At 43.4% G+C, this 19071-nt stretch carries 18 protein-coding genes; 9 read left to right on the plus strand and 9 right to left on the minus strand.

Going from position 1 to position 19071, the window contains the following annotated elements; all coding sequences use genetic code 11:
* Positions 1-8: 8 nt before the first annotated feature.
* The 3 genes from L5M18_RS04490 to sodB all read right to left on the minus strand — a co-directional run bounded on the left by L5M18_RS04490 (position 9) and on the right by sodB (position 4148).
* Entirely contained in the window at positions 9-1277 is a 1269-nt protein-coding gene (locus L5M18_RS04490; protein ID WP_063883574.1) for a YeaH/YhbH family protein, read from the minus strand.
* Positions 1278-1343: 66 nt separating this feature from the next.
* Positions 1344-3278 (minus strand): PrkA family serine protein kinase, encoded by a 1935-nt coding sequence (locus L5M18_RS04495; protein WP_131523897.1) that lies wholly within the window; start codon positions 3276-3278, stop codon positions 1344-1346.
* A 285-nt stretch (positions 3279-3563) separates the two neighbouring features.
* Positions 3564-4148 carry a superoxide dismutase [Fe] gene (gene sodB, locus L5M18_RS04500; protein WP_028760317.1) on the minus strand — a complete coding sequence of 195 codons (585 nt, stop codon included), beginning with the start codon at positions 4146-4148 and terminating at the stop codon, positions 3564-3566.
* A gap of 225 nt (positions 4149-4373) precedes the next feature.
* Between sodB and grxD the strand changes: the two genes are divergently transcribed.
* A complete protein-coding gene (grxD, locus tag L5M18_RS04505) occupies positions 4374-4706 on the plus strand; it encodes a Grx4 family monothiol glutaredoxin (RefSeq protein WP_011846572.1) in 333 nt (110 codons plus the stop codon).
* A gap of 163 nt (positions 4707-4869) precedes the next feature.
* Here grxD and L5M18_RS04510 read toward each other — a convergent pair whose 3' ends face one another.
* Complete coding sequence (locus L5M18_RS04510; RefSeq protein ID WP_028760316.1) at positions 4870-6120, minus strand: uracil-xanthine permease family protein; 1251 nt, start codon at positions 6118-6120, stop codon at positions 4870-4872.
* Between the two features lie 215 nt (positions 6121-6335).
* Between L5M18_RS04510 and L5M18_RS04515 the strand changes: the two genes are divergently transcribed.
* Positions 6336-7427: a DUF2066 domain-containing protein gene (locus tag L5M18_RS04515; RefSeq protein ID WP_198572695.1), complete on the plus strand. Its 1092-nt coding sequence runs from the start codon at positions 6336-6338 to the stop codon at positions 7425-7427.
* A 62-nt stretch (positions 7428-7489) separates the two neighbouring features.
* Positions 7490-8200, plus strand: a complete 711-nt coding sequence (gene hda / locus L5M18_RS04520; protein ID WP_006081292.1) for a DnaA inactivator Hda — start codon at positions 7490-7492, stop codon at positions 8198-8200.
* A 118-nt stretch (positions 8201-8318) separates the two neighbouring features.
* On the opposite strand, the gene L5M18_RS04525 is transcribed toward hda, so the two are convergent.
* The 4 genes from L5M18_RS04525 to L5M18_RS04540 all read right to left on the minus strand — a co-directional run bounded on the left by L5M18_RS04525 (position 8319) and on the right by L5M18_RS04540 (position 12951).
* Positions 8319-10274 (minus strand): hypothetical protein, encoded by a 1956-nt coding sequence (locus L5M18_RS04525; RefSeq protein WP_263196047.1) that lies wholly within the window; start codon positions 10272-10274, stop codon positions 8319-8321.
* Positions 10275-10575: 301 nt separating this feature from the next.
* Positions 10576-10950 carry a DUF2069 domain-containing protein gene (locus L5M18_RS04530; protein ID WP_028760312.1) on the minus strand — a complete coding sequence of 125 codons (375 nt, stop codon included), beginning with the start codon at positions 10948-10950 and terminating at the stop codon, positions 10576-10578.
* A gap of 52 nt (positions 10951-11002) precedes the next feature.
* Complete coding sequence (gene arsC, locus L5M18_RS04535) at positions 11003-11353, minus strand: arsenate reductase (glutaredoxin) (RefSeq protein ID WP_131523894.1); 351 nt, start codon at positions 11351-11353, stop codon at positions 11003-11005.
* A 128-nt stretch (positions 11354-11481) separates the two neighbouring features.
* Positions 11482-12951, minus strand: a complete 1470-nt coding sequence (locus tag L5M18_RS04540; RefSeq protein WP_263196048.1) for a M48 family metalloprotease — start codon at positions 12949-12951, stop codon at positions 11482-11484.
* Between the two features lie 111 nt (positions 12952-13062).
* Between L5M18_RS04540 and L5M18_RS04545 the strand changes: the two genes are divergently transcribed.
* From L5M18_RS04545 to L5M18_RS04560, 4 genes are all read left to right on the plus strand, one after another.
* Positions 13063-13296 carry a sulfurtransferase TusA family protein gene (locus L5M18_RS04545; protein ID WP_263196049.1) on the plus strand — a complete coding sequence of 78 codons (234 nt, stop codon included), beginning with the start codon at positions 13063-13065 and terminating at the stop codon, positions 13294-13296.
* Between the two features lie 227 nt (positions 13297-13523).
* Positions 13524-14606, plus strand: coding sequence for an AI-2E family transporter (locus L5M18_RS04550; RefSeq protein ID WP_198572698.1), 1083 nt, complete (start codon positions 13524-13526; stop codon positions 14604-14606).
* A gap of 510 nt (positions 14607-15116) precedes the next feature.
* A complete protein-coding gene (gene cctA, locus L5M18_RS04555) occupies positions 15117-15467 on the plus strand; it encodes a tetraheme c-type cytochrome CctA (RefSeq protein ID WP_263196050.1) in 351 nt (116 codons plus the stop codon).
* A gap of 290 nt (positions 15468-15757) precedes the next feature.
* Positions 15758-17008, plus strand: a complete 1251-nt coding sequence (locus tag L5M18_RS04560; RefSeq protein ID WP_263196051.1) for a tetratricopeptide repeat protein — start codon at positions 15758-15760, stop codon at positions 17006-17008.
* Positions 17009-17065: 57 nt separating this feature from the next.
* Here the strand turns inward: L5M18_RS04560 and L5M18_RS04565 are convergent, their stop codons facing one another.
* A complete protein-coding gene (locus tag L5M18_RS04565) occupies positions 17066-17812 on the minus strand; it encodes a cytochrome b/b6 domain-containing protein (protein ID WP_263196052.1) in 747 nt (248 codons plus the stop codon).
* Positions 17813-18109: 297 nt separating this feature from the next.
* Here L5M18_RS04565 and L5M18_RS04570 point away from each other — a divergent pair, with 297 nt between their 5' ends.
* Together L5M18_RS04570 and L5M18_RS04575 are read left to right on the plus strand one after the other, a co-directional pair.
* A complete protein-coding gene (locus L5M18_RS04570) occupies positions 18110-18745 on the plus strand; it encodes a LuxR C-terminal-related transcriptional regulator (protein WP_028760305.1) in 636 nt (211 codons plus the stop codon).
* A gap of 200 nt (positions 18746-18945) precedes the next feature.
* Positions 18946-19071: transposase (locus L5M18_RS04575; protein WP_263196057.1), on the plus strand; the 126-nt coding region annotated here is incomplete at its 3' end.

A 19071-nucleotide genomic window follows, 5' to 3' on the forward strand; every position in this document is an offset into this window, starting at 1 on the left:
GTGCCCCCTTAAACCGCTTGTTTCTTGAATAGCTCCCTAAAGACAGGGTAAATATCTTCGGCTTGACGTATATGCTGTACGGCGATGTTGTCGTAATGCTGTTGCAGGGATTCATATTCGCGCCACAGGGTTTGATGGGCGCGATTGGTGATTTCGATATAGCTGTAGTAGCGCACGAGTGGCAATATTTTTTGTTCTAACAATTGCCTACAGGTAGGTGAATCGTCAGCCCAGTTATCACCGTCGGATGCTTGGGCTGCGTAAATATTCCACTCATCGGCGGGGTAGCGGGCTTGTTGAATTTCATGCATTAATTTCAATGCACTGGACACTATGGTGCCGCCCGTTTCTTGGGAGTAAAAGAACTCGTGTTCATCGACTTCTTTGGCTTGGGTATGGTGACGAATGTAAACCACTTCTAAATTTTTATAGGTACGAGTGAGGAACAAATACAGCAAGATATAGAAGCGTTTTGCCATATCTTTAGTTGCCTGATCCATAGAACCAGACACATCCATTAAACAGAACATCACAGCTTGGCTAGAGGGGATTTCTCGTTTCGCATAATTATTAAAGCGCAGATCGAAGGTATCGATAAACGGCACTCTAGCAATCTTTTGTTTTAACTCCTCAATTTGAGCTTTTAAATCCAAAATCAACTCAGCCTTAGTACCTGGAATATTTTCCAGTTCAGCAAGTTCTTGTTCTAACTCTTTTAATAGTTTCTTTTTACTGGCCGACATCGCAATGCGACGTGCAAGGGATGAACGTAATGAACGGACAATATTGATGTTAGCGGGGACGCCATCATTGGTGAACCCAGCACGGTAAATTTGGTATTCCACCAGTTTATTGAGGCGATTTTTTTGTAGATTGGGGAGTTCTAAGTCCTCAAACAATAACTCTAGATACTCGTCTTTAGAGATTTCGAACACAAAGTCATCGTCGCCTTCACCCGAGTTTGAGGCCTCGCCTTTGCCCGAACCGCCGCCTGAACCACCAGGTGGCCGGTCAATTTTATCGCCACGGGTAAATTGGTCATTACCGGGATGCACTCTATCCCTGACACCGCCTTTGCCTTGGTGAAACATAGGTTCACTGATATCCCGTGTTGGGATACTGATTTTTTCGCCTTTATCTACATCCGTTACGCTGCGACGAGTCACTGCATCGCTGACGGCTTTTTTAATTTGTTGCTTATATCTATTGATAAAGCGTTGGCGGTTGACTGTGCTTTTTCCTTTCGCATTCAACCGTCTATCGATAAAGTTCGCCATACGCACCTCCCAAAACCCAGCGAAGGCTTTGGCAACACCAAAGCCCTGTACTTAGTTAGCGCAAGTTTAAGAAGATTTACGAACTCGTAAATACCACTCAGACAAGAGTCGGACTTGTTTTTTGGTATAGCCTTTCTCCATCATGCGATTGACGAAATCATCGTGTTTGCGTTGATCGTCGTTTGACGTTTTGGCGTTAAAGGAAATAACAGGCAGTAAATCTTCTGTGTTGGAGAACATTTTCTTCTCGATCACTGTGCGAAGTTTCTCGTAGCTGGTCCAGAGTGGATTGTTACCCTCATGATTCGCGCGGGCGCGCAGCACAAAGTTGACGATTTCATTACGGAAATCTTTAGGATTACTGATCCCCGCGGGCTTCTCAATCTTCTCAAGTTCAGCATTAAGGGCAGCGCGGTCGAATAGCTGACCCGTTTCTGGGTCGCGGTATTCTTGATCTTGTATCCAAAAATCGGCGTAAGTGACATAGCGGTCGAAGATATTTTGGCCATATTCAGAGTAAGACTCTAAGTAAGCGGTTTGAATTTCTTTACCGATAAACTCCACATATTTAGGGATCAAATAACCTTTTAGGAATTCAAGATAACGTTCGGCGGTATCACCGGGGAACTGTTCTTGTTCAATTTGTCGTTCGAGGACATAGAATAAATGTACTGGGTTGGCGGCGATCTCTGAATGGTCGAAGTTAAATACTCGCGACAAAATCTTAAAGGCGAAACGGGTGGATAGTCCATTCATGCCTTCATCGACACCTGCGTAATCACGGTATTCTTGGTAAGACTTAGCCTTAGGATCGGTATCTTTCAGGCTTTCACCGTCATATACCCGCATCTTAGAGTAGATGGAGGAGTTTTCAGGCGGCTTGATGCGTGACAACACACTAAATTGCGCTAAGGTTTCTAAGGTGCCGGGAGCGCAGGGCGCTTTCGATAACTCAGAGTTGATTAGCAGTTTTTGATAGATTTGCAGCTCTTCTGAGACCCGTAAACAGTAGGGCACTTTGACTATGTAAACACGGTCGAGGAAGGCTTCGTTGTTTTTGTTGTTTTTGAAGGTTGACCACTCGGACTCGTTTGAGTGAGCCAGAATAATCCCGCTATAGGGCAGGGCCGATAAGCCTTCAGTGCCGTTATAGTTACCTTCTTGCGTCGCAGTTAGTAGTGGATGCAGCACTTTAATTGGTGCCTTAAACATCTCGACGAATTCCATCACCCCTTGGTTTGCACGGCACAATGCGCCTGAATAGGCGTAAGCATCGGGATCATCTTGGGAGAAATGTTCGAGTTGCCGAATATCGACTTTACCGACAAGGGACGAAATATCTTGGTTGTTTTCATCACCGGGTTCAGTTTTCGCTATTGCCACTTGGTCCAGAATGGATGGAAAGACTTTTACCACGCGAAATTTGGAGATATCGCCACCAAACTCATGCAGACGTTTTACCGCCCAAGGCGACATGATAGTTTTCAGATAACGGTTGGGAATGTTGAATTCATCTTTTAACAGCTGTCCATCTTCTTCCACATCAAACAGGCAGAAGGGGTGATCGTTGACTGGGCTGCGGACTCCATTCGCGCTCAGAATGTAAATGGGCACTTTTTGCATTAGGGCTTTGAGTTTTTCGGCGAGTGATGACTTACCGCCGCCCACTGGGCCCAGTAGGTATAGAATTTGTTTGGATTCTTCTAATCCTTGAGCCGAGTGCTTTAGGTAAGCCACAATTTGCTCTATGGCGTCTTCCATGCCGAAGAAATCTTTAAATGCGGGATAGCGTGAAATAAGTCGATTCGAAAAAATACGGCTAAGTGTTGGATTTTTTGCGGTATCAATGACTTCTGCTTCACCAATTGCAAGCAGTAGTCGCTCTGATGCTGACATGTAAGCGCTGCGATCTCCCTTGCAGATGTCCAGAAACTCCTGCAAAGAATATTCTTCATCGAGTTTTTGTTCGTAGCGCTTTTGGTAATGCTCGAAAATGCCCATATAAACCCCCTGAAACGCCAGTGATGTCATGGAACGGATAACTGGCTAGCCAGCCTCCTACTCTAATCTTAGACACAAACTCACTATCTGTGTCAAAAAAATATCAAATAAAAACAATAACAAATAGTTGCAAACGCAATTATTGCACTTGTAGTTAGCGGAGGATAAATCGGTAGAATAAGGGATGGGCGGCAAACGAGGGGCATAAAAAAAGAGCCACTAGGGCTCTTTTACTGGGATTAACCCACTGCTTATTCGGCAGTAAACAACGTTAGGTTAAATGAATTAACCTGCGAAGTTTTGGTTAACGAAGTCCCAGTTAACTAATTGCCAGAAGTGGGCAAGATAGTCAGGACGCACGTTACGGTAATCGATGTAGTAAGCGTGTTCCCACACGTCAACTGTCATGATTGGCGTTACTGTGCTGTCAGTCAGTGGCGTCGCTGCATTGCTAGTGTTAACGATAGCAAGAGTGCCATCGGCTTTTTTCACTAACCATGTCCAAGCGCTACCGAAGTTGTTTACTGCTGAATCAGTAAATTGCGCTTTGAATGCGTCGAATGAACCGAAAGCGGCATTGATTGCATCAGCAACTGGGCCTGTTGGTTCGCCGCCAGCATTAGGGGCTAAGCAGTTCCAGTAGAAAGTGTGGTTCCACACTTGAGCTGCGTTGTTAAACACGCCACCCGTAGAAGTTTTGATGATATCTTCTAAAGATTTGCCAGCGAAATCAGTTCCTTCGATTAAGCCGTTTAGCTTCACAACATAAGTGTTGTGGTGCTTGCCGTAGTGGTATTCTATGGTTTCTTGAGAAATGTGTGGTTCTAGTGCGTTCTTTGCATATGGTAATGCGGGTAATTCGAAAGCCATTAGTATCTCTCCATGGTCTTAGGTTATCGTTTCTTAAACGTGCTCACTTGGGACTATTGTACCGATAAAATTTGTGATGTGAATCATTGTTTAGCTAATTGACTAGATAGACGCCATCGAAAAATCAAATGTCGACATAACCTTACAAACTGTGGGATTTTGTTCTGCGTCTAGCTGACGTACAATAGTCGCATTGAGTCAACGTCATCCTACTTAGGAATCAAAATGGAAACAGTAGAGAAAATTAAGCAGCAGATCACGGAAAACCCTATCATTGTTTATATGAAAGGCTCTCCTAAGTTACCAAGCTGTGGCTTCTCGTCACAGGTAGCTCAGATCATGATTAACTGCGGCGAGCAGTTTGCATTCGTGGATATTCTTCAGCATCCAGACATTCGCGCAGAATTACCTAAGTTTGCTAACTGGCCGACTTTCCCACAATTGTGGATTGAAGGCGAGTTGATCGGTGGGTGTGATATCGTAGTGGACATGTTCCAAAAAGGCGAATTACAACCTTTGATCAAAGCGGCTGCCGCTAAGATCAAGACTGAAGAGTAAGAGTTAATTCTTACTTCATAAAAATATTGCTTCATAAAAAAGGCCGCCGTGATTGATATCACAGCGGCCTTTTTTATGGTGGTTTCTTAAGAAACGATCAATTTTATAAAGTGGTCATTTTTCAACGACCTACTTCGAAATTGATCGTGTCTTCAAGCCGTAATTAATGAGGCGTCACATCAGACTCGTGGTGTTTATTGTGTGGCTTAGTCGCGGGTAATAATAAGTTCATGGTAATAGCGACAATACCGCACAAGCTAATACCAGTCAGACTGAATGAACCTATGCCAAATGCCATGCCGCCGATACCAAAGACTAAGGTAACACCGACAATACTTAAATTACGTGGCTCAGATAAATCCACATGATTACGAATAAGGGTGTTGAGGCCAACTGCGGCAATGGAACCAAATAGCAAACACATAATACCGCCCATCACTGGGACGGGAATAGTTTGCATCAGCGCACCTAGTTTGCCAACGAAGGCTAAAGTGATGGCGGTAATGGCAGTCCAAGTCATGATCTTAGGATCAAAATTTCGGGTTAAGGTTACTGCACCTGTCACTTCTGAGTAAGTCGTGTTAGGTGGACCACCAAAGGCTGCGGCTGCAATTGTGGCAATCCCGTCACCCGTTAGCGTGCGATGCAGGCCGGGTTTTTTCATAAAATCTTTACCCGTGACGTTGGATATCGCCAGAATATCACCTATATGTTCTACCGCAGGGGCGATTGCCACTGGGATCATAAATGCGATGGCATACCAGTTTAATTCTGGCGCGACAAATTTAGGAATAGCAATCCAGCTTGCAGCGGTCACGACTGCAAAATCAACAATACCAAAGGCTAGGCTTAAACTGTAACCTACTATAATACCTGCTAAAATCGGCATCACTTTGAGTAGGCCCTTTGCGAAAATCGCCACCGCGATAGTGGTACCAAGCGATGCGAGCGAAATAAATAACGCCGTATTTGTAGCGACTAAAGTCAAGCTACCATCACCACTCTTGCCTAATGCCATATTCACTGCCACGGGGGCTAAGCCAAGGCCGATAATAATGATCACAGGTCCCACTACGACTGGGGGCAATAGTCTGTGAATAAAGTCAGTACCGCGCACTTTAACCAAGGCGCCGAGCATGACGTAGACCACGCCCGCGGCCATAATGCCGCCCATTGTGGATGGAATTCCCCAAGTCTGCACGCCATAAAGTATGGGGGCAATAAAGGCGAAGGAAGATGCGAGGAAGATAGGCACTTGGCGTTTAGTAATCAATTGGAAGAGTAGGGTACCGATACCAGCGGTAAACAATGCCACACTGGTGTCGAGTCCTGTAAGTAGCGGCATTAGTACTAGGGCACCGAAGGCCACAAATAGCATTTGCGCGCCCTGTAGGGGGATAGCGAGTCGTCTCATTTATTATTCTCGTTAATTTAGGGTAAACCGCCAAATGATAACAGTTTGTTGGATTTTGAGCAGAAGAAAATCGCCTGTTTTGCCGACGTTGATCACTGTTTGGGTTTTCTGTGCTATGGCTGGCACGGAAATGGGGCTAAATTTTGGCAAGACTCGCTTAAGGCGCTAACTATGGTACAATTTGTCTCATCTGACGCTACTTCAACTACTCAAAGATGCTGAAATTCCTATTGAAGCCGAGCTTAATTGCATTTCTATATTGTCTGTTCACGATTAATAGCGTCAATGCTGTTGAGGTGAGTAAATTAGATGAGGCCAATGTGCCTGTGTCTTCGCGCGCAGTTGCTGAACGCGACAAAGCCTTAAAAAGTGCACTTGAGCATGTCATTATCAAGAACACTGGGACGGCGCGATCCCTCGATAACAGCCTGATCCAATCTCAGCTCAGTAATCCTGATACCTTGCTGAGCCAGTATGGTTATATCGAGCAAAATGGCCAATTGCTGTTGACCGCGAGTTTTGAGCACCGCCGCATAGTGGCGTTACTGCGTCAGGCACAATTGCCTGTTTGGGGAACTCAACGCCCGCTGACCTTATTTTGGGTCGCTATGCCTGGTGATGGCGACACTATGATATTGGGTGACTCATCTGCGTTAGCCGAACGTAAGATTTTTAGCGATTTTTCCTATGCCCGCGGTATACCTGTACTCTTGCCTATCTTAGATCTTGATGAGTTGATGGGTATAAATCCTAACGATATTAAAGGGATGTTTGCCGACATCGTGGCGAGTGTGTCTGGCCGCTATCAAGCTGACTTTTTGGCGCTAGTGGCAATTGATGCCGCCGGGAATCAGGTTCGTTATCGTTTAAATCTTTATACTAAGGCTACCATTGATTCTTTGACGCCACCGTTATTCAGTTACAACGGTACTGCTGAAAATTCGGCCCAAGCGATTACCGCTATGATGGCGGCGTTAGGTGAATACTATTTTACTAAGTATGCGATTGCCGATACTGGTACTCAGCTTGGTGCGAGTGTTACCTTCGTTAATATCCAAAAAATGGCGCAATTAGTTGAAGTTGAAAAATATTTGAAGCAACTCAGCGCGATTAAAAATGCCACGTTAACGCATATTCAAGGTAATACTGTGACTTTCTCGTTAGATTTATTTGGCTCAGAGACGGATTTACAACGCTTATTAAGCTTAGAGCCGCGTATTTCTGTGGTCGCACCTGTGAGTGCAGGTGAATTTAGCCCTGTCTCTAATCAAACTGGCAAACCTGTGTATGAATGGCGTTTACATTAAGATGTTATCGGCCGTGCTTAGTTAAGCACGGCATTGTTTTTATTTAATATTGAGAAGACCGAGTGCCCTTAAACTCACCTTTGCAACTCTCGCTACCTGTGCATTTGCCAGATGACGAAACCTTTAATAGTTATTACCCCGCCGCGGGTAATGATGAACTTATTCAAAAATTGAGAGCGAATGCCGAAGGGCAGGGTGAAGCCGCCATCTATTTGTGGGGCCCAGTTAAATCGGGTCGAACCCATTTAATGCACGCTGCTTGCGCCCACGCTAATGAAGTGGAACGTCGCAGCTTTTATATTCCTTTAGGCATACATGCGAGTATTTCGACCGCATTGCTTGAAGGCCTAGAACAGTTGGATTTGGTTTGTATCGATGATGTCGATGCTATCGCCGGCCACCCCGTTTGGGAAGAGGCGATTTTTGATCTCTACAATCGCGTTGCAGAACATAAGAATTGTGCCTTAGTGGTTAGCGGCAGTTCGTCTCCTGCGGATGCTGGGTTCCTCTTGCCAGATCTTGTTTCACGTATGCAATGGGGGTTGAATTACCAACTGCAACCCATGGCAGATGATGAAAAACTTGCCGCACTGCAACGCCGCGCCGCTATGCGTGGCCTGCAATTACCGGAAGATGTCGGGCGTTTTTTACTGAACCGTATGGCGCGGGATTTGCGTACCTTGTTTGATGTATTAGATAAGTTAGATAAAGCCTCATTAGTGCATCAGCGTAAGCTCACGATTCCGTTTGCCAAAGAGATGCTGCACCTTTAGATACAGCATGGTTTGTGTTCGTTCTGAAGATACAAAACCTACTGGCATTAAAGCCAAAAAGAGTAAAGCCCGTCATGTTGAATACATACGGGCTTTTGTTTATCTAAAATTTAAAACGCTATTGTTGTGGATGTTGGTGACGGTCACCACTTAAGCGAAGTTCGGCTTCAAAACGAGACTCGGCATTAATTGCAGCTGCATTGCTTTCGCTTTTGAGCTGCGTATTCGCAGGCGATATTGCCAATGTTTGACGCCAGCTTTGACCTTGCACCATATTAATTGGTTCGGGTAGGCTTTCGACCAGACTGATCCCATTAAGCTCCGGCAGCATTTCATCAATCACCAACGCAGCGCGATTTTCTAGACTGTCTTGTGCAATTCGACCTCTTTGTCCCCAATCAATAATCAGCGTATCAGCGGTTAACAACGCAGGTTTATTGGTGACGGCGACATCACGTAATATTTGATAGCGATAACTCATCATGGCTTCTTCAAACAGCATAGCTGTGTCTTCACGGGGGCTGGAATAGGCATAGAAGTCGCTGGCGATATCGGTAGAAAAGAAAGTACTCACATCCAATGGTTGATAGGCCTTTTGCACATTATTCGCCGCTGCGCCGAGGAAGCGGACATTGGCAAGTCCCATCATTTCAGTGCTCATTAATGGATAACTGCTGCTGACTTGATCGGATATCAGACTCTTGTTGGCATTGCGGCGACTGTAATCATCTAGCAGTCTTGGCCCTGTGAGTGAGGCATGTACGCTGCGGGGGAAGAAGTCATTGGCATGGGCTAGCTCGTGATACAGCAAGGAGGCAAGATCGGGATTGATTTGCGCTAACGTGCGGTCTGCTCTGACGGTGATAGGTACGCCAAGTGACGCATATTGATTGTCTTTCACATAACGCCAAGGCATCACAAAGTTAAGATCATTTCCAAAATTACTGCGGTAATCCGGCACCTCATTAATAGTGTCGCGCTGGCTTGACGTAAGCCATAAATCATTGGGATCGAGATAAATCGCCCCTGTGACTACCCAGTAAAAAGAAGGGCGTACATCATAGCTAATCACCACGGCTGTAACGGATTGTAACAGGCGGGCAAAGTCACTATCGGGGTCCATCTGGGCTAAGAAAGCGGCAAAGTTATCACCCATCCAATCGTGGGAAACCAGTACTCGATTTAGAATCGTCTCACGATTTAGATCGCTTGAGATTTGACCTATCAAAGGTAAGGTATTGATAGTGCAGCTATCATTAAGCTGATTGGAGTAAACACAGTTTGCTAGCACATTGGCGTAAGGTGAATCCGGACGATAGGCATGGGTGCGCGCAACTGGGGTATCGAAGTATGGCGAGCGGATTGCTGGCGCTGAGGTTGTTAGCACAAAGACATCATCGCTAAGCTGATTGCCATTGACGTTGGCATTCACTTTGAGGCGAGTGATTGTATCCTGGGTGACCGTTGGCGCGGTAAACAAGGGTCTAAACGGATCGCTCACATCGACCATTAAATCTGGGCCAGATGCTACACACCAAGAGATATTTGCTGCGCTTAATTCCGATTGTTGTCCGAGTCTTAAGCTCACATTATTGCCTTCAACCACTTGGTGATCTTGACGAACGTTTAGCACACCCGTCGATGCAGGATCGACATTAATGCCAATTTCTCCGGTGACATCTAGGTTACTGCCCGTCACATGCAAGCTAAAACGGTAGCCACCTGCGCTGGGAGTATCAAAGGCTAATACAGGGCTGTTTTGACTGACGAGTGCTATGTTAGGGCCATCGATTTGCTGCCAACGGAAGGTTAAGTCTTGGCTGTCACGATTTAGGATATTGGCAATGATAGTACTGGATTGACCCGCTACATAATTTTGCTCGGTTTGAAAGCGAATTGAGGATGATGTGGTGGTAATGAGTGGCGAAATACTATCTGTGCAGCGTGCTAGTGAAGTGGATGGTGGCGTGACTACACTATCATCTGGTTGACTATCACCACCGCCCCCGCATGCAATGAGTAGGCCCGAGCAGGCCATAAATCCGAAAAATTTCAGTGGTATCGACATTCCCATTACACCATTCTCCCTTGTTAACTCTGCTGTGCTATTTAGACTTTTGTGGCGCCATGGGACGCTTATACTGTGAGAAACTGACTATAGCACGGGCACTTAGTTGCAAAAAGTCAGTGTAAGTATAATAAGTGTTAATTTTGTCGTGATGGGAATTGACGTCGGAACGGAGGTTAGAACTAAGGTTAAAATGGGTATTCAGACTGAGATCATAAGGGACATTTGAGCCAAGGTTTGGTCTTGCGATATAAAAATGCCGCCATACCCAGCAAGGTGAGACGGCACTGAAAATACATTGAACGGACTATTCTTTAGATTTTTTCTTCAGGCCTAATCCCAGTTCACGACCACGTATGCGGGCATAAAATGGGAAAGCGATTAGCAGTACGCCAATCAATAATACTTCGATTAAGGCAAAAGCGAAGGCATCATTGGTGACATAAAGCAGGGTGAGCCCATGTAACATATATAAGCACAGAATAAAACTCGCCCAAGCATAAGTGTATGGATTACCTTGGAAAACTCCCTTTGCGGGTAGTAATAACGGCACTATCCATAAGAGACTAAATAGCAGGGTGTATTCACCGCTAATCCCTTGGCCAACAAACCAACCGCCTAATAGCAGCACTAGCGCAAAGTAGCCTAAACGGCTAAGGATAAATAAGGTGTTGGACGTCATAAGTCTACCTAAGGGTTGAAAATAAAAGCCATTTTGGTTTAAAAATCATGGGTTAAAGAATAGTGAGCACATTCTCAGGGGGACGGCCGATGGCTGCGCTTTGATTGGCGAGCACAATTGGCCGTTCGATGAGTTTAGGAGTGTTGACCATAGCCTCAATCAACTGCAATTCTGTTAGTGATGAGTCTGCAAGTCCCAAGGCTTGATATTCTGCTTCCTTGGTGCGCATTAATTCGCGAGCACTGATGCCTAGTTTAGCCAGAATGTCGCCGAGGTCTTTAGCAGTAGGGGGATTTTTTAAGTATTCCACTAGGGTAATGTCGCAGCCTTGTTGCTCGAGTAAAGCTAAGGTTTCACGGCTTTTTGAACAACGTGGGTTATGGTAAATCGTCGCTTGGGTCATAGTACTAGAGGCTCAATACGGGCTGAAATAACAATGGCGCGGATAATAACAGAAAAACCCGCGCCCCGTCAGTGTGTTCGGGGCGCATAAATGGGTAATTGTCTTTAATCTATTTGTAAAACAACTTATTACTTAAGCGCATCCATCTCTTTATCAGCCATTTTAAACTGGCGAATACGTGCTTCAATACGTGCAAGCTGTAATGGATTATTTTCGGATGCACGGTAGGCAAAGTTAAGTTGATCGATTGCGCCCTTATAGTTAGCACCTAAGGCCATCAGCTCTGCGGTGGAAAAATATTCCAATGCTTGATTGCCGGTTTTTTTATACACCATAGTCAACAATTGATAGGGCAGTTCATTTTGTTTATCGAGGAAAATCATATCTTCCAGCAAAGGGATTGCTTTGGGGGCTTGATCGGCTTCGATATATATATTGGCTAAGTTGGCATTGATCACTTGAGACGTTGGTTTCATTTTACGCTGGGCTTCGAGCATAGTAATCGCTTTTGCAAAGTCCTTACGTTCGATCAGTAAATCAGATTTAGTGTCTATATAAAACAGGTTGTTATCATCGATTTTTAACAGCTCATCGACGATTTTTTCTGATTCATTAAACTTCTTCAATCTATATAAAGCCAGCGCTTTGCCATAAAGTGCCGCCTCTTTGAAGCTATAGGTCTGTTTGTTGAGCTGCCGATCAAACATGCTTAATACTGCTTCGTCGCTATAGCTGGAAAAACGGACTTGAATACGAGCTTTTGCTAGCTGAAAATTAAGATTATCAGGGATATAACGTTTAGGGTATTGCTCGGCACGGTTACGGGCTTCAGTGATCCGCGATTCAGGCAATGGGTGAGTTAATAACATTTGTGGTGGTGTTGTGGTAAAGCGATAACGACTGGCTAATTTACCAAAGAAATCCGCTGCAGCATTAGGATTAAAGCCTGCATCCACTAGAATTTGCATTCCGATGCGATCGGCTTCCTTTTCATGCAAACGGGTGTAGTTGATTTTCGATTGTGTTGCCATAGCTTGGGTTGTCGCAAGCGCCGCCATACCTGCTTGTGGTACCGCAATAGTTAACAAAATGGCGCCGAGTAAACCGGCAATTGTTGCAGGATTACTTTTTTGCTGTGCTTCAAGGGATCGGGCAAGGTGACGTTGAGTAACGTGAGTCACTTCATGGCCTAATACTGAAGCGAGTTCGCTTTCATTGTCGGCATTGAGAAATAAGCCTGTGTGCACGGCAACATGGCCGCCAAAGAAGGCGAAGGCGTTGATTTCATCATTTTGTAATAGGAAAAAATAAAACGGCGTTTTTACGCCTGTGGCATGGGCGACCAGTTTATTGCCAAGCTCGGTAAGATATTGACTCAACACGGGGTCATTTAGCATAGGTGCCGATGAGCGAATGATGCGCATATAAGCATCACCGTAAACCATTTCTTTTTCAAGGCTGAAGGTGTTAACTGCGGCAGTACCTAAATCCGGTAAGTCATTGTTGGCAAAGCTTTTGGCGGCGAAGGTTAGCAGCATCAAGGAGAGTGCGCCTGCAACAAAAGGTTTGAATCGAGTCAAAAAAGTCAAGTTACGCAAGCGGATCCTTTTATTTCTAATTATCTCAACTAAAGGCAGATACTGCACTTAGCTTGTAGTTTGAGGTGCAACTTAGGATAATGGCCCAAGTTCGTCTATAGCAAGTTCATTATGATTTTTATTGATTTAACGCTCTTTCGTTGTCCAGTACCCTTAGTGAAAGTGAAGCTTGCATTGAAGCCAATGCGAGAGGGTGAGCAGTTGCATATCTTACTCTCAGACTCTGGTTCGCGGCGAGATGTTCCCCAATATTTAAAAAAACAAGGGCATGTCGTGCAAGAGTTGCATAATGATGCAAGTCTGTTAGCCTTGATGGTCACCAAAGTTGATCTATCTCAGGGATAAATTGAGGATTTTTATGTTTAAATCTTCTGAGACTAACATTAATCGCTTAATTCTGAGCCAGAGTGCCGCTCAGGCTCGGTTGTTTACTCCTATCAGTTTATTTTTTGATTTAGCTGACGTGTAGGAGCGAAAGTCTAACTGAGTAAAGTCTCGAATAGCATCATGATAAATAAACTTTCCTGAGCGTTTGGGAAGCCTCGCCAGCCATCACTATATTGGAATGATCCATGTTTACTGTTTTTTCTCGTTGGTACCAAGAGCGCTTTAGTGATCCACAAGCTGTGACCTTAATGGCTATTCTTGTCGGGCTCGCGCTAGTGATTTATTTTGCGGCAGGTTTACTTGCTCCGCTGTTGGTCGCTCTTGTGTTGGCATTTCTATTGGAATGGCCTGTGGCGCAAATGCTTAAATTGGGGATTAATCGCACCGCTGGTGCGTCCTTGGTTATTGTGTTGTTTTTGGGAATCGTGGTTTTACTGACATTTGGCTTAATTCCGAGTGTGTGGCGTCAAGGTGTTAGCTTAATTGCCGACTTGCCTAGCATGATAGATAAAGGCTTGCTGACAATACAAACACTGATCAATCAATATCCACGATTTATCAATCCAGAGCAGTTAGATCTGATGGTTGGTGAGCTTAAAAAACTGCTCGATACTCAACATGTGTTGGATATTGCTAAGCAATTAATCGGTTATTCAGCTTCTTTACTCGTCTTGATGGTGTACGCGATTTTAGTGCCCTTACTGGTGTTTTTCTTTTTAAAAGATAAAGATCAACTGATTAGCGGCAGTAAGCGATTTTTTCCCGCAAATCGCCAGTTAGCGCGTAAAGTGTGGTTTGAAATGCACCAACAGATTTTTAATTACATTCGTGGCAAAGTGATCGAAATCGTGGTTGTTGGTGTCGCAACTTATATTTTGTTTGCCTTGATGGGACTGCGATATTCGGTGTTGCTCGGTGTGTTAACGGGGTTATCGGTATTGATCCCTTATGTCGGTGCAACCTTAGTTACATTACCTATCACCCTAGTGGCATTTTTTCAGTGGGGTTTTAGTTCTGAATTTGGCTATTTAATGTTGGGTTACGGTATTATTCAGGCGCTCGACGGTAATTTACTCGTGCCTATTTTATTCTCCGATGCGGTGGATTTGCATCCGGTGATCATCATAGCGGCCGTTTTAGTCTTTGGCGGTTTATGGGGTGTATGGGGAGTATTCTTTGCCATTCCATTAGCATCGTTGGTCAAAGCCGTGATTAACGCTTGGCCTAAAACAGAGCTTGAGGCTGACAATAAACTTGATGCGAGTTGATGCCTACCTGTCTAATAGCTATTTGTATCATTGGTTATAGTGGGCGAGTTAACCGTTATCGCTAATTCCTTCTGGCATTTGAATTAAGTGCCAGAGGCGTTTTGGTTGAATGTTGTGCCTTCACTATTTAAAGCATCCTCGTCTAGTACTCTGTACCCATTCACTTATTGTCATTCCTTTTTATTATCACTTTGTCTTAAGTATCACCATGAATCGAGCTTTTAGTTTTAGATTAAGGGGGATTTATTCTGTCGCTTGCCAGTTTAGGGATTTACATTATGTAGCCTCTAGGTTAGGTAGATGTAAAACTCTTATATAAGCATGTGGTTACATGATGCAGCGCACATTTTACCCTTGAGTATGTTGATAAAGTTGTGTCGCTTAGTTTGGGTTTGCTTATTCGTTCATCCTTAGCTAAGTTATATCGAGTCGTGCTATTTATTTTGGTTGAGAGATGGAAGTCACCCTGACAAGAATTTCCACTGACAATCGCCATTGGAGGATACTATTGTGAGCAAAAAACTATTAAGTGCACTTTTCGGGGCAAGTCTTGCAGCGTTAGCGCTGTCGCCAACCGCATTTGCTGCAGATCAAAAATTGTCTGATTTCCATGCTGAGTCAGGTGGATGCGAAAGCTGTCATAAAGATGGTACACCTTCTGCGGATGGTGCCTTTGAATTTGCACAGTGCCAAAGTTGTCATGGTACCTATGCTGAAATGGACGCTGTGCATAAGCCACATGACGGTAATTTAGTCTGTGCAGATTGTCATGCGGTACATGATATGAATGTCGGTCAAAAACCTACCTGTGAAAGTTGCCATGATGATGGTCGTACCCCAGCGACTATTCTGAAAAAATAATCAAAAAATGTTAGAAACGTTGGCGTGAGCCTTCAAGTCTAAATAAATAACGCCAGCAAATTGCTGGTGTTTTTTTGCATAGAGGGAGTAGAAGTTGAATAGTTATTCTAGGTAACTCTAAGTGCCAAAATAAATGTAATTCAAATAATATTTTTTTCATATCTTTACTGGCACATTGTGTCAATGTGTAAATCAAAATCGGTTACAACAGTGATGGTTTTGACAGGGTATTTGCATTCGTGGTATACATTTTGTATTCAGTATGTAAATTGATTTTATAGGGAAGTGAAATGACCAAACATGGAAGTAATGTTTTTTATTTATTTTCATCTAACTCTAAAAAAAGAAGAGTTCCTGTAGCATTTTATTTAACACCTTGTAGAATATTATCTTTTTTTATTTTATTAAGTCTTGTCTCTGGGTGTGTTTCATATTCCTCAGTCGATGAGTTGCTCACACGTAAGCCTTTAGTCCTACCTGCATCACATAGCGCATTATTCAATACTCAGACTATTCCTGTTCCGTCAGTTGATAGCTTATCAAGTCTTACAAGTGAACAGCGCACTGAATTAAATGATTTCATAAGAAGAAAAGAGATTGAAAAACTTTCACCCAGAAAACAAGTTTTTGAATTCATCAGTAGTAAAATGCAACACTTTAACTACGAGGGTAGAAATTATATCGCATCAGAAGCATTGAGAACCCAGAGTGGAAATTGTATGAGTCTAGCTTTGTTGACTTATGCAGTTGCTAATATATTGAATGTAGAAACCACTTTTCAAGTAATTCACTCTTCTCCATTACTTACTGATATTAAAGATGATTTGGTTGTTAGTTCGGATCATGTTCGCGTTTTTCTATCTGATAGTGCATATAAGGGTCACTATCTAAGTGGTGGAAATTATACTGTTATTGATTATTTTCCAGACGTGAATGATCGAGCTGGCGCTATTGTTAGTGAGCAGGAGTTTCTTGCGATGTTTTATCGTAATCTTGCAGCAGATGCTTTGCTGGAAGGTGACTTAAGTCGAAGTTTCGCAATGCTTGAAAGAGGGGTTTTATTAGCGCCTAAGTACTCACCTGTTATAAATATGATGGCAATATTACACCGTCGTGCAGGCGATTATGACACTTCTCGGGATTTTTATAAATATGGGCTTGAAATCGCTGATAGCCAAGTTGTGTTACTTAGTAATTATCGACAACTTTTAAGACAGATTGATGATAAAAAAGAGCTAAGTTCAGTCGAGGCACAACTACTTGCTCTTAATGACTCAACACCTTATGAATGGTACGGTTTAGGGCTCGATGCATTAAAATCTGCGGACTATAAAAAAGCACAAGTCTATTTAAAAAAATTTTTAAATAATACGCCTTACTTCCATAGAGCATACTATGATCTTGCTAAAGCCCAGTTTGCCTTGGGAGATATACGCTCAGCACAAGAGTCTTTGCATCAAGCGTTAGAGTTAGCAAAATTACCTGATAACCTACAAAAGTATAAAGCAAAATTGCAATGGTTAAGTCAACAGAACCATTAATATTTGGGAGCATTTGTTCTGACGCTTGTTGGAAAACAAGCGTCAGTTTTTTAAACATTACTCATCTTTTGGTTGGCCTTGGATGATCTTCTTGCCGGAGAACATGGCTGAAATAATCCCTGGTTGACGTTTTACTTCAGTATAAATCACCGCGAATACATGTAATAACATCAGCAGTAACAACACATAAACCGCATAGACGTGCACTTGACCTGCCAATCCTTTCATTGGTTTAAGTGCATCCGCTTTTTCTGCATTCACACCCGTTGCATCATAGGGTTTTAAGCTTGTAGGTTCGACATTGGTATCAGCAAGATAACTTTGTACAGCACTACCTAGCGGCGGATAATAAATATCTGTACCTGCACGGAAAAGTCCAGTGATCATTATGGTCACTAATAGCAACATGATGGCCAGCACGGCAAATTTACCTTTAGGGTTATGACCTAAATACTGCGGATTTTTCCCCGCGGCTAATTCAGTCTTATAAGCTATTAATTCGCTTTTGCTATTAGCATTGGGAAACATGTGGCTGAAACGCGCATATTTGTTACCGATAAAACCCCACACAAGGCGGACGATGAGGTTTATTGCGAACGCATATCCTATGCACACGTGTAAAGTTTTCAAGCCAATTTTACCTGTTAACTCAGATATGCCTAGCTCAGTGCGATACATCATGATGCCACCGACTAAGGTGAGTGCGAGCACAAGAATGACATTAATCCAATGAAATAATCGCGTCGGTTTGTCCCACACAGGATAGGATTTTATTTCAAAAGCGGTGGGGTTACTGCTGGACATGGAATTTCCTTATTTTTTGTGTTGGTATGATCTTACGCTTTTATCCTAAAATTTCAGTAACTTTTTTCAGTTTTAATTAAGACTTCTGATTGATAGTGTAGTCAACGAAAGTGTTAGAAGTTTTTGATTTGCGTACGGTAAATATTTTTTACGTAAGTCTTTTTAATCTGTTTTATCTAATGCTAATATCGTGACCACGGTAGACTTGGAAGTCTATTGAACGGATGTTGAAGTTGTATTTGGAGGATCTTAGATCCTTAAAGTGAATAATCGTTAACCAGACAGGGAGTGAGCAGGATGTTCAAAATATTACATTGGATTGTAGTGTCACGATCGCAAGTATTGATGGAATTGCTCGCAGGACGTTGGCCGCAGGAGTTTCTCGTTAAGTTGACCCAAGTCAGCCCTGATGAGATGTGTGAGAAAATCAAAGATAATAATGCCTCCATGGTCGTGATCGATTTAGCGACTGTTGATCTTCAAAAAGCCCATCAATTTCAACGTTTACTTGCCCGTGAGCAACCGAGTGTGCGAGTTGTCTATTTGCAGTTCCCTAAACAAGTGGATGCACGTTTCTTAATGCAAGCAGCCACAACTGCAGGGGTGTTTTATCTCGATGCAGGTTTAACTGAGATAAGCCTTGGACTCTCGAATATTTTACGAGGTCATAGGGTCATCCCAATTCAGCTCATTAATGGGGTAAATGATGATTTTGGGTTGTTTGAAGACACTGAACCGTTAACTATCCGTGAGCGTGAAGTATTACAAGCATTGTTGACGGGCAGTACTAATTTAGATATCGCCAATCAGTTGTTTGTCAGTGAAAGCACGATAAAAACCCATTTGTACCGAGTATTCCGTAAAATTGGAGTGTCTAGCCGTGGTCAAGCGATTGCGTGGGCACAAACCTATTTGCACGATGTGGTGGTTTAAGTCGATATCAGTATTGATATACAAACGGATCTACGTTTAAGTTAAGTCTTATCTCAGATAAAAGGGGCTAAAGCCCCTTTTATTGTCATCCCCAAACCACCGCCTCTGGCGGTGGTGATTGTTCCTTGAGGCTATAGCCTGAATTACGCCCATGCTAAAAGAGACTTCTTATTCACCACAAGTAAGAGGAAACGAAAAGCATGGGCGATTATAGAAGTTCATCACATGTTTATTGGCGTTGCAAATATCATATTGTTTGGACTCCGAAGTACCGTTTTAAAATATTAAAAGGAAACCTTGGTAAGGAGTTATACAGGTCAATTTAT

It is taken from the genome of Shewanella sp. SM20 (genome assembly GCF_025654545.1).
GTDB classification, from domain to species: domain Bacteria; phylum Pseudomonadota; class Gammaproteobacteria; order Enterobacterales; family Shewanellaceae; genus Shewanella; species Shewanella oncorhynchi.

Excerpts from the sequence above, each read along its gene's own strand:
- L5M18_RS04570 (WP_028760305.1), top strand. The coding sequence starts at position 18,110 with ATGTTCAAAATATTACATTGGATTGTAGTGTCACGATCGCAAGTATTG.
- L5M18_RS04490 (WP_063883574.1), bottom strand. The coding sequence starts at position 1,277 with ATGGCGAACTTTATCGATAGACGGTTGAATGCGAAAGGAAAAAGCACA.
- L5M18_RS04565 (WP_263196052.1), bottom strand. The coding sequence starts at position 17,812 with ATGTCCAGCAGTAACCCCACCGCTTTTGAAATAAAATCCTATCCTGTG.
- L5M18_RS04550 (WP_198572698.1), top strand. The coding sequence starts at position 13,524 with ATGTTTACTGTTTTTTCTCGTTGGTACCAAGAGCGCTTTAGTGATCCA.
- sodB (WP_028760317.1), bottom strand. The coding sequence starts at position 4,148 with ATGGCTTTCGAATTACCCGCATTACCATATGCAAAGAACGCACTAGAA.
- arsC (WP_131523894.1), bottom strand. The coding sequence starts at position 11,353 with ATGACCCAAGCGACGATTTACCATAACCCACGTTGTTCAAAAAGCCGT.
- grxD (WP_011846572.1), top strand. The coding sequence starts at position 4,374 with ATGGAAACAGTAGAGAAAATTAAGCAGCAGATCACGGAAAACCCTATC.
- L5M18_RS04525 (WP_263196047.1), bottom strand. The coding sequence starts at position 10,274 with ATGGGAATGTCGATACCACTGAAATTTTTCGGATTTATGGCCTGCTCG.
- L5M18_RS04560 (WP_263196051.1), top strand. The coding sequence starts at position 15,758 with ATGACCAAACATGGAAGTAATGTTTTTTATTTATTTTCATCTAACTCT.
- L5M18_RS04530 (WP_028760312.1), bottom strand. The coding sequence starts at position 10,950 with ATGACGTCCAACACCTTATTTATCCTTAGCCGTTTAGGCTACTTTGCG.
- L5M18_RS04495 (WP_131523897.1), bottom strand. The coding sequence starts at position 3,278 with ATGGGCATTTTCGAGCATTACCAAAAGCGCTACGAACAAAAACTCGAT.
- L5M18_RS04515 (WP_198572695.1), top strand. The coding sequence starts at position 6,336 with ATGCTGAAATTCCTATTGAAGCCGAGCTTAATTGCATTTCTATATTGT.
- L5M18_RS04545 (WP_263196049.1), top strand. The coding sequence starts at position 13,063 with ATGATTTTTATTGATTTAACGCTCTTTCGTTGTCCAGTACCCTTAGTG.
- L5M18_RS04510 (WP_028760316.1), bottom strand. The coding sequence starts at position 6,120 with ATGAGACGACTCGCTATCCCCCTACAGGGCGCGCAAATGCTATTTGTG.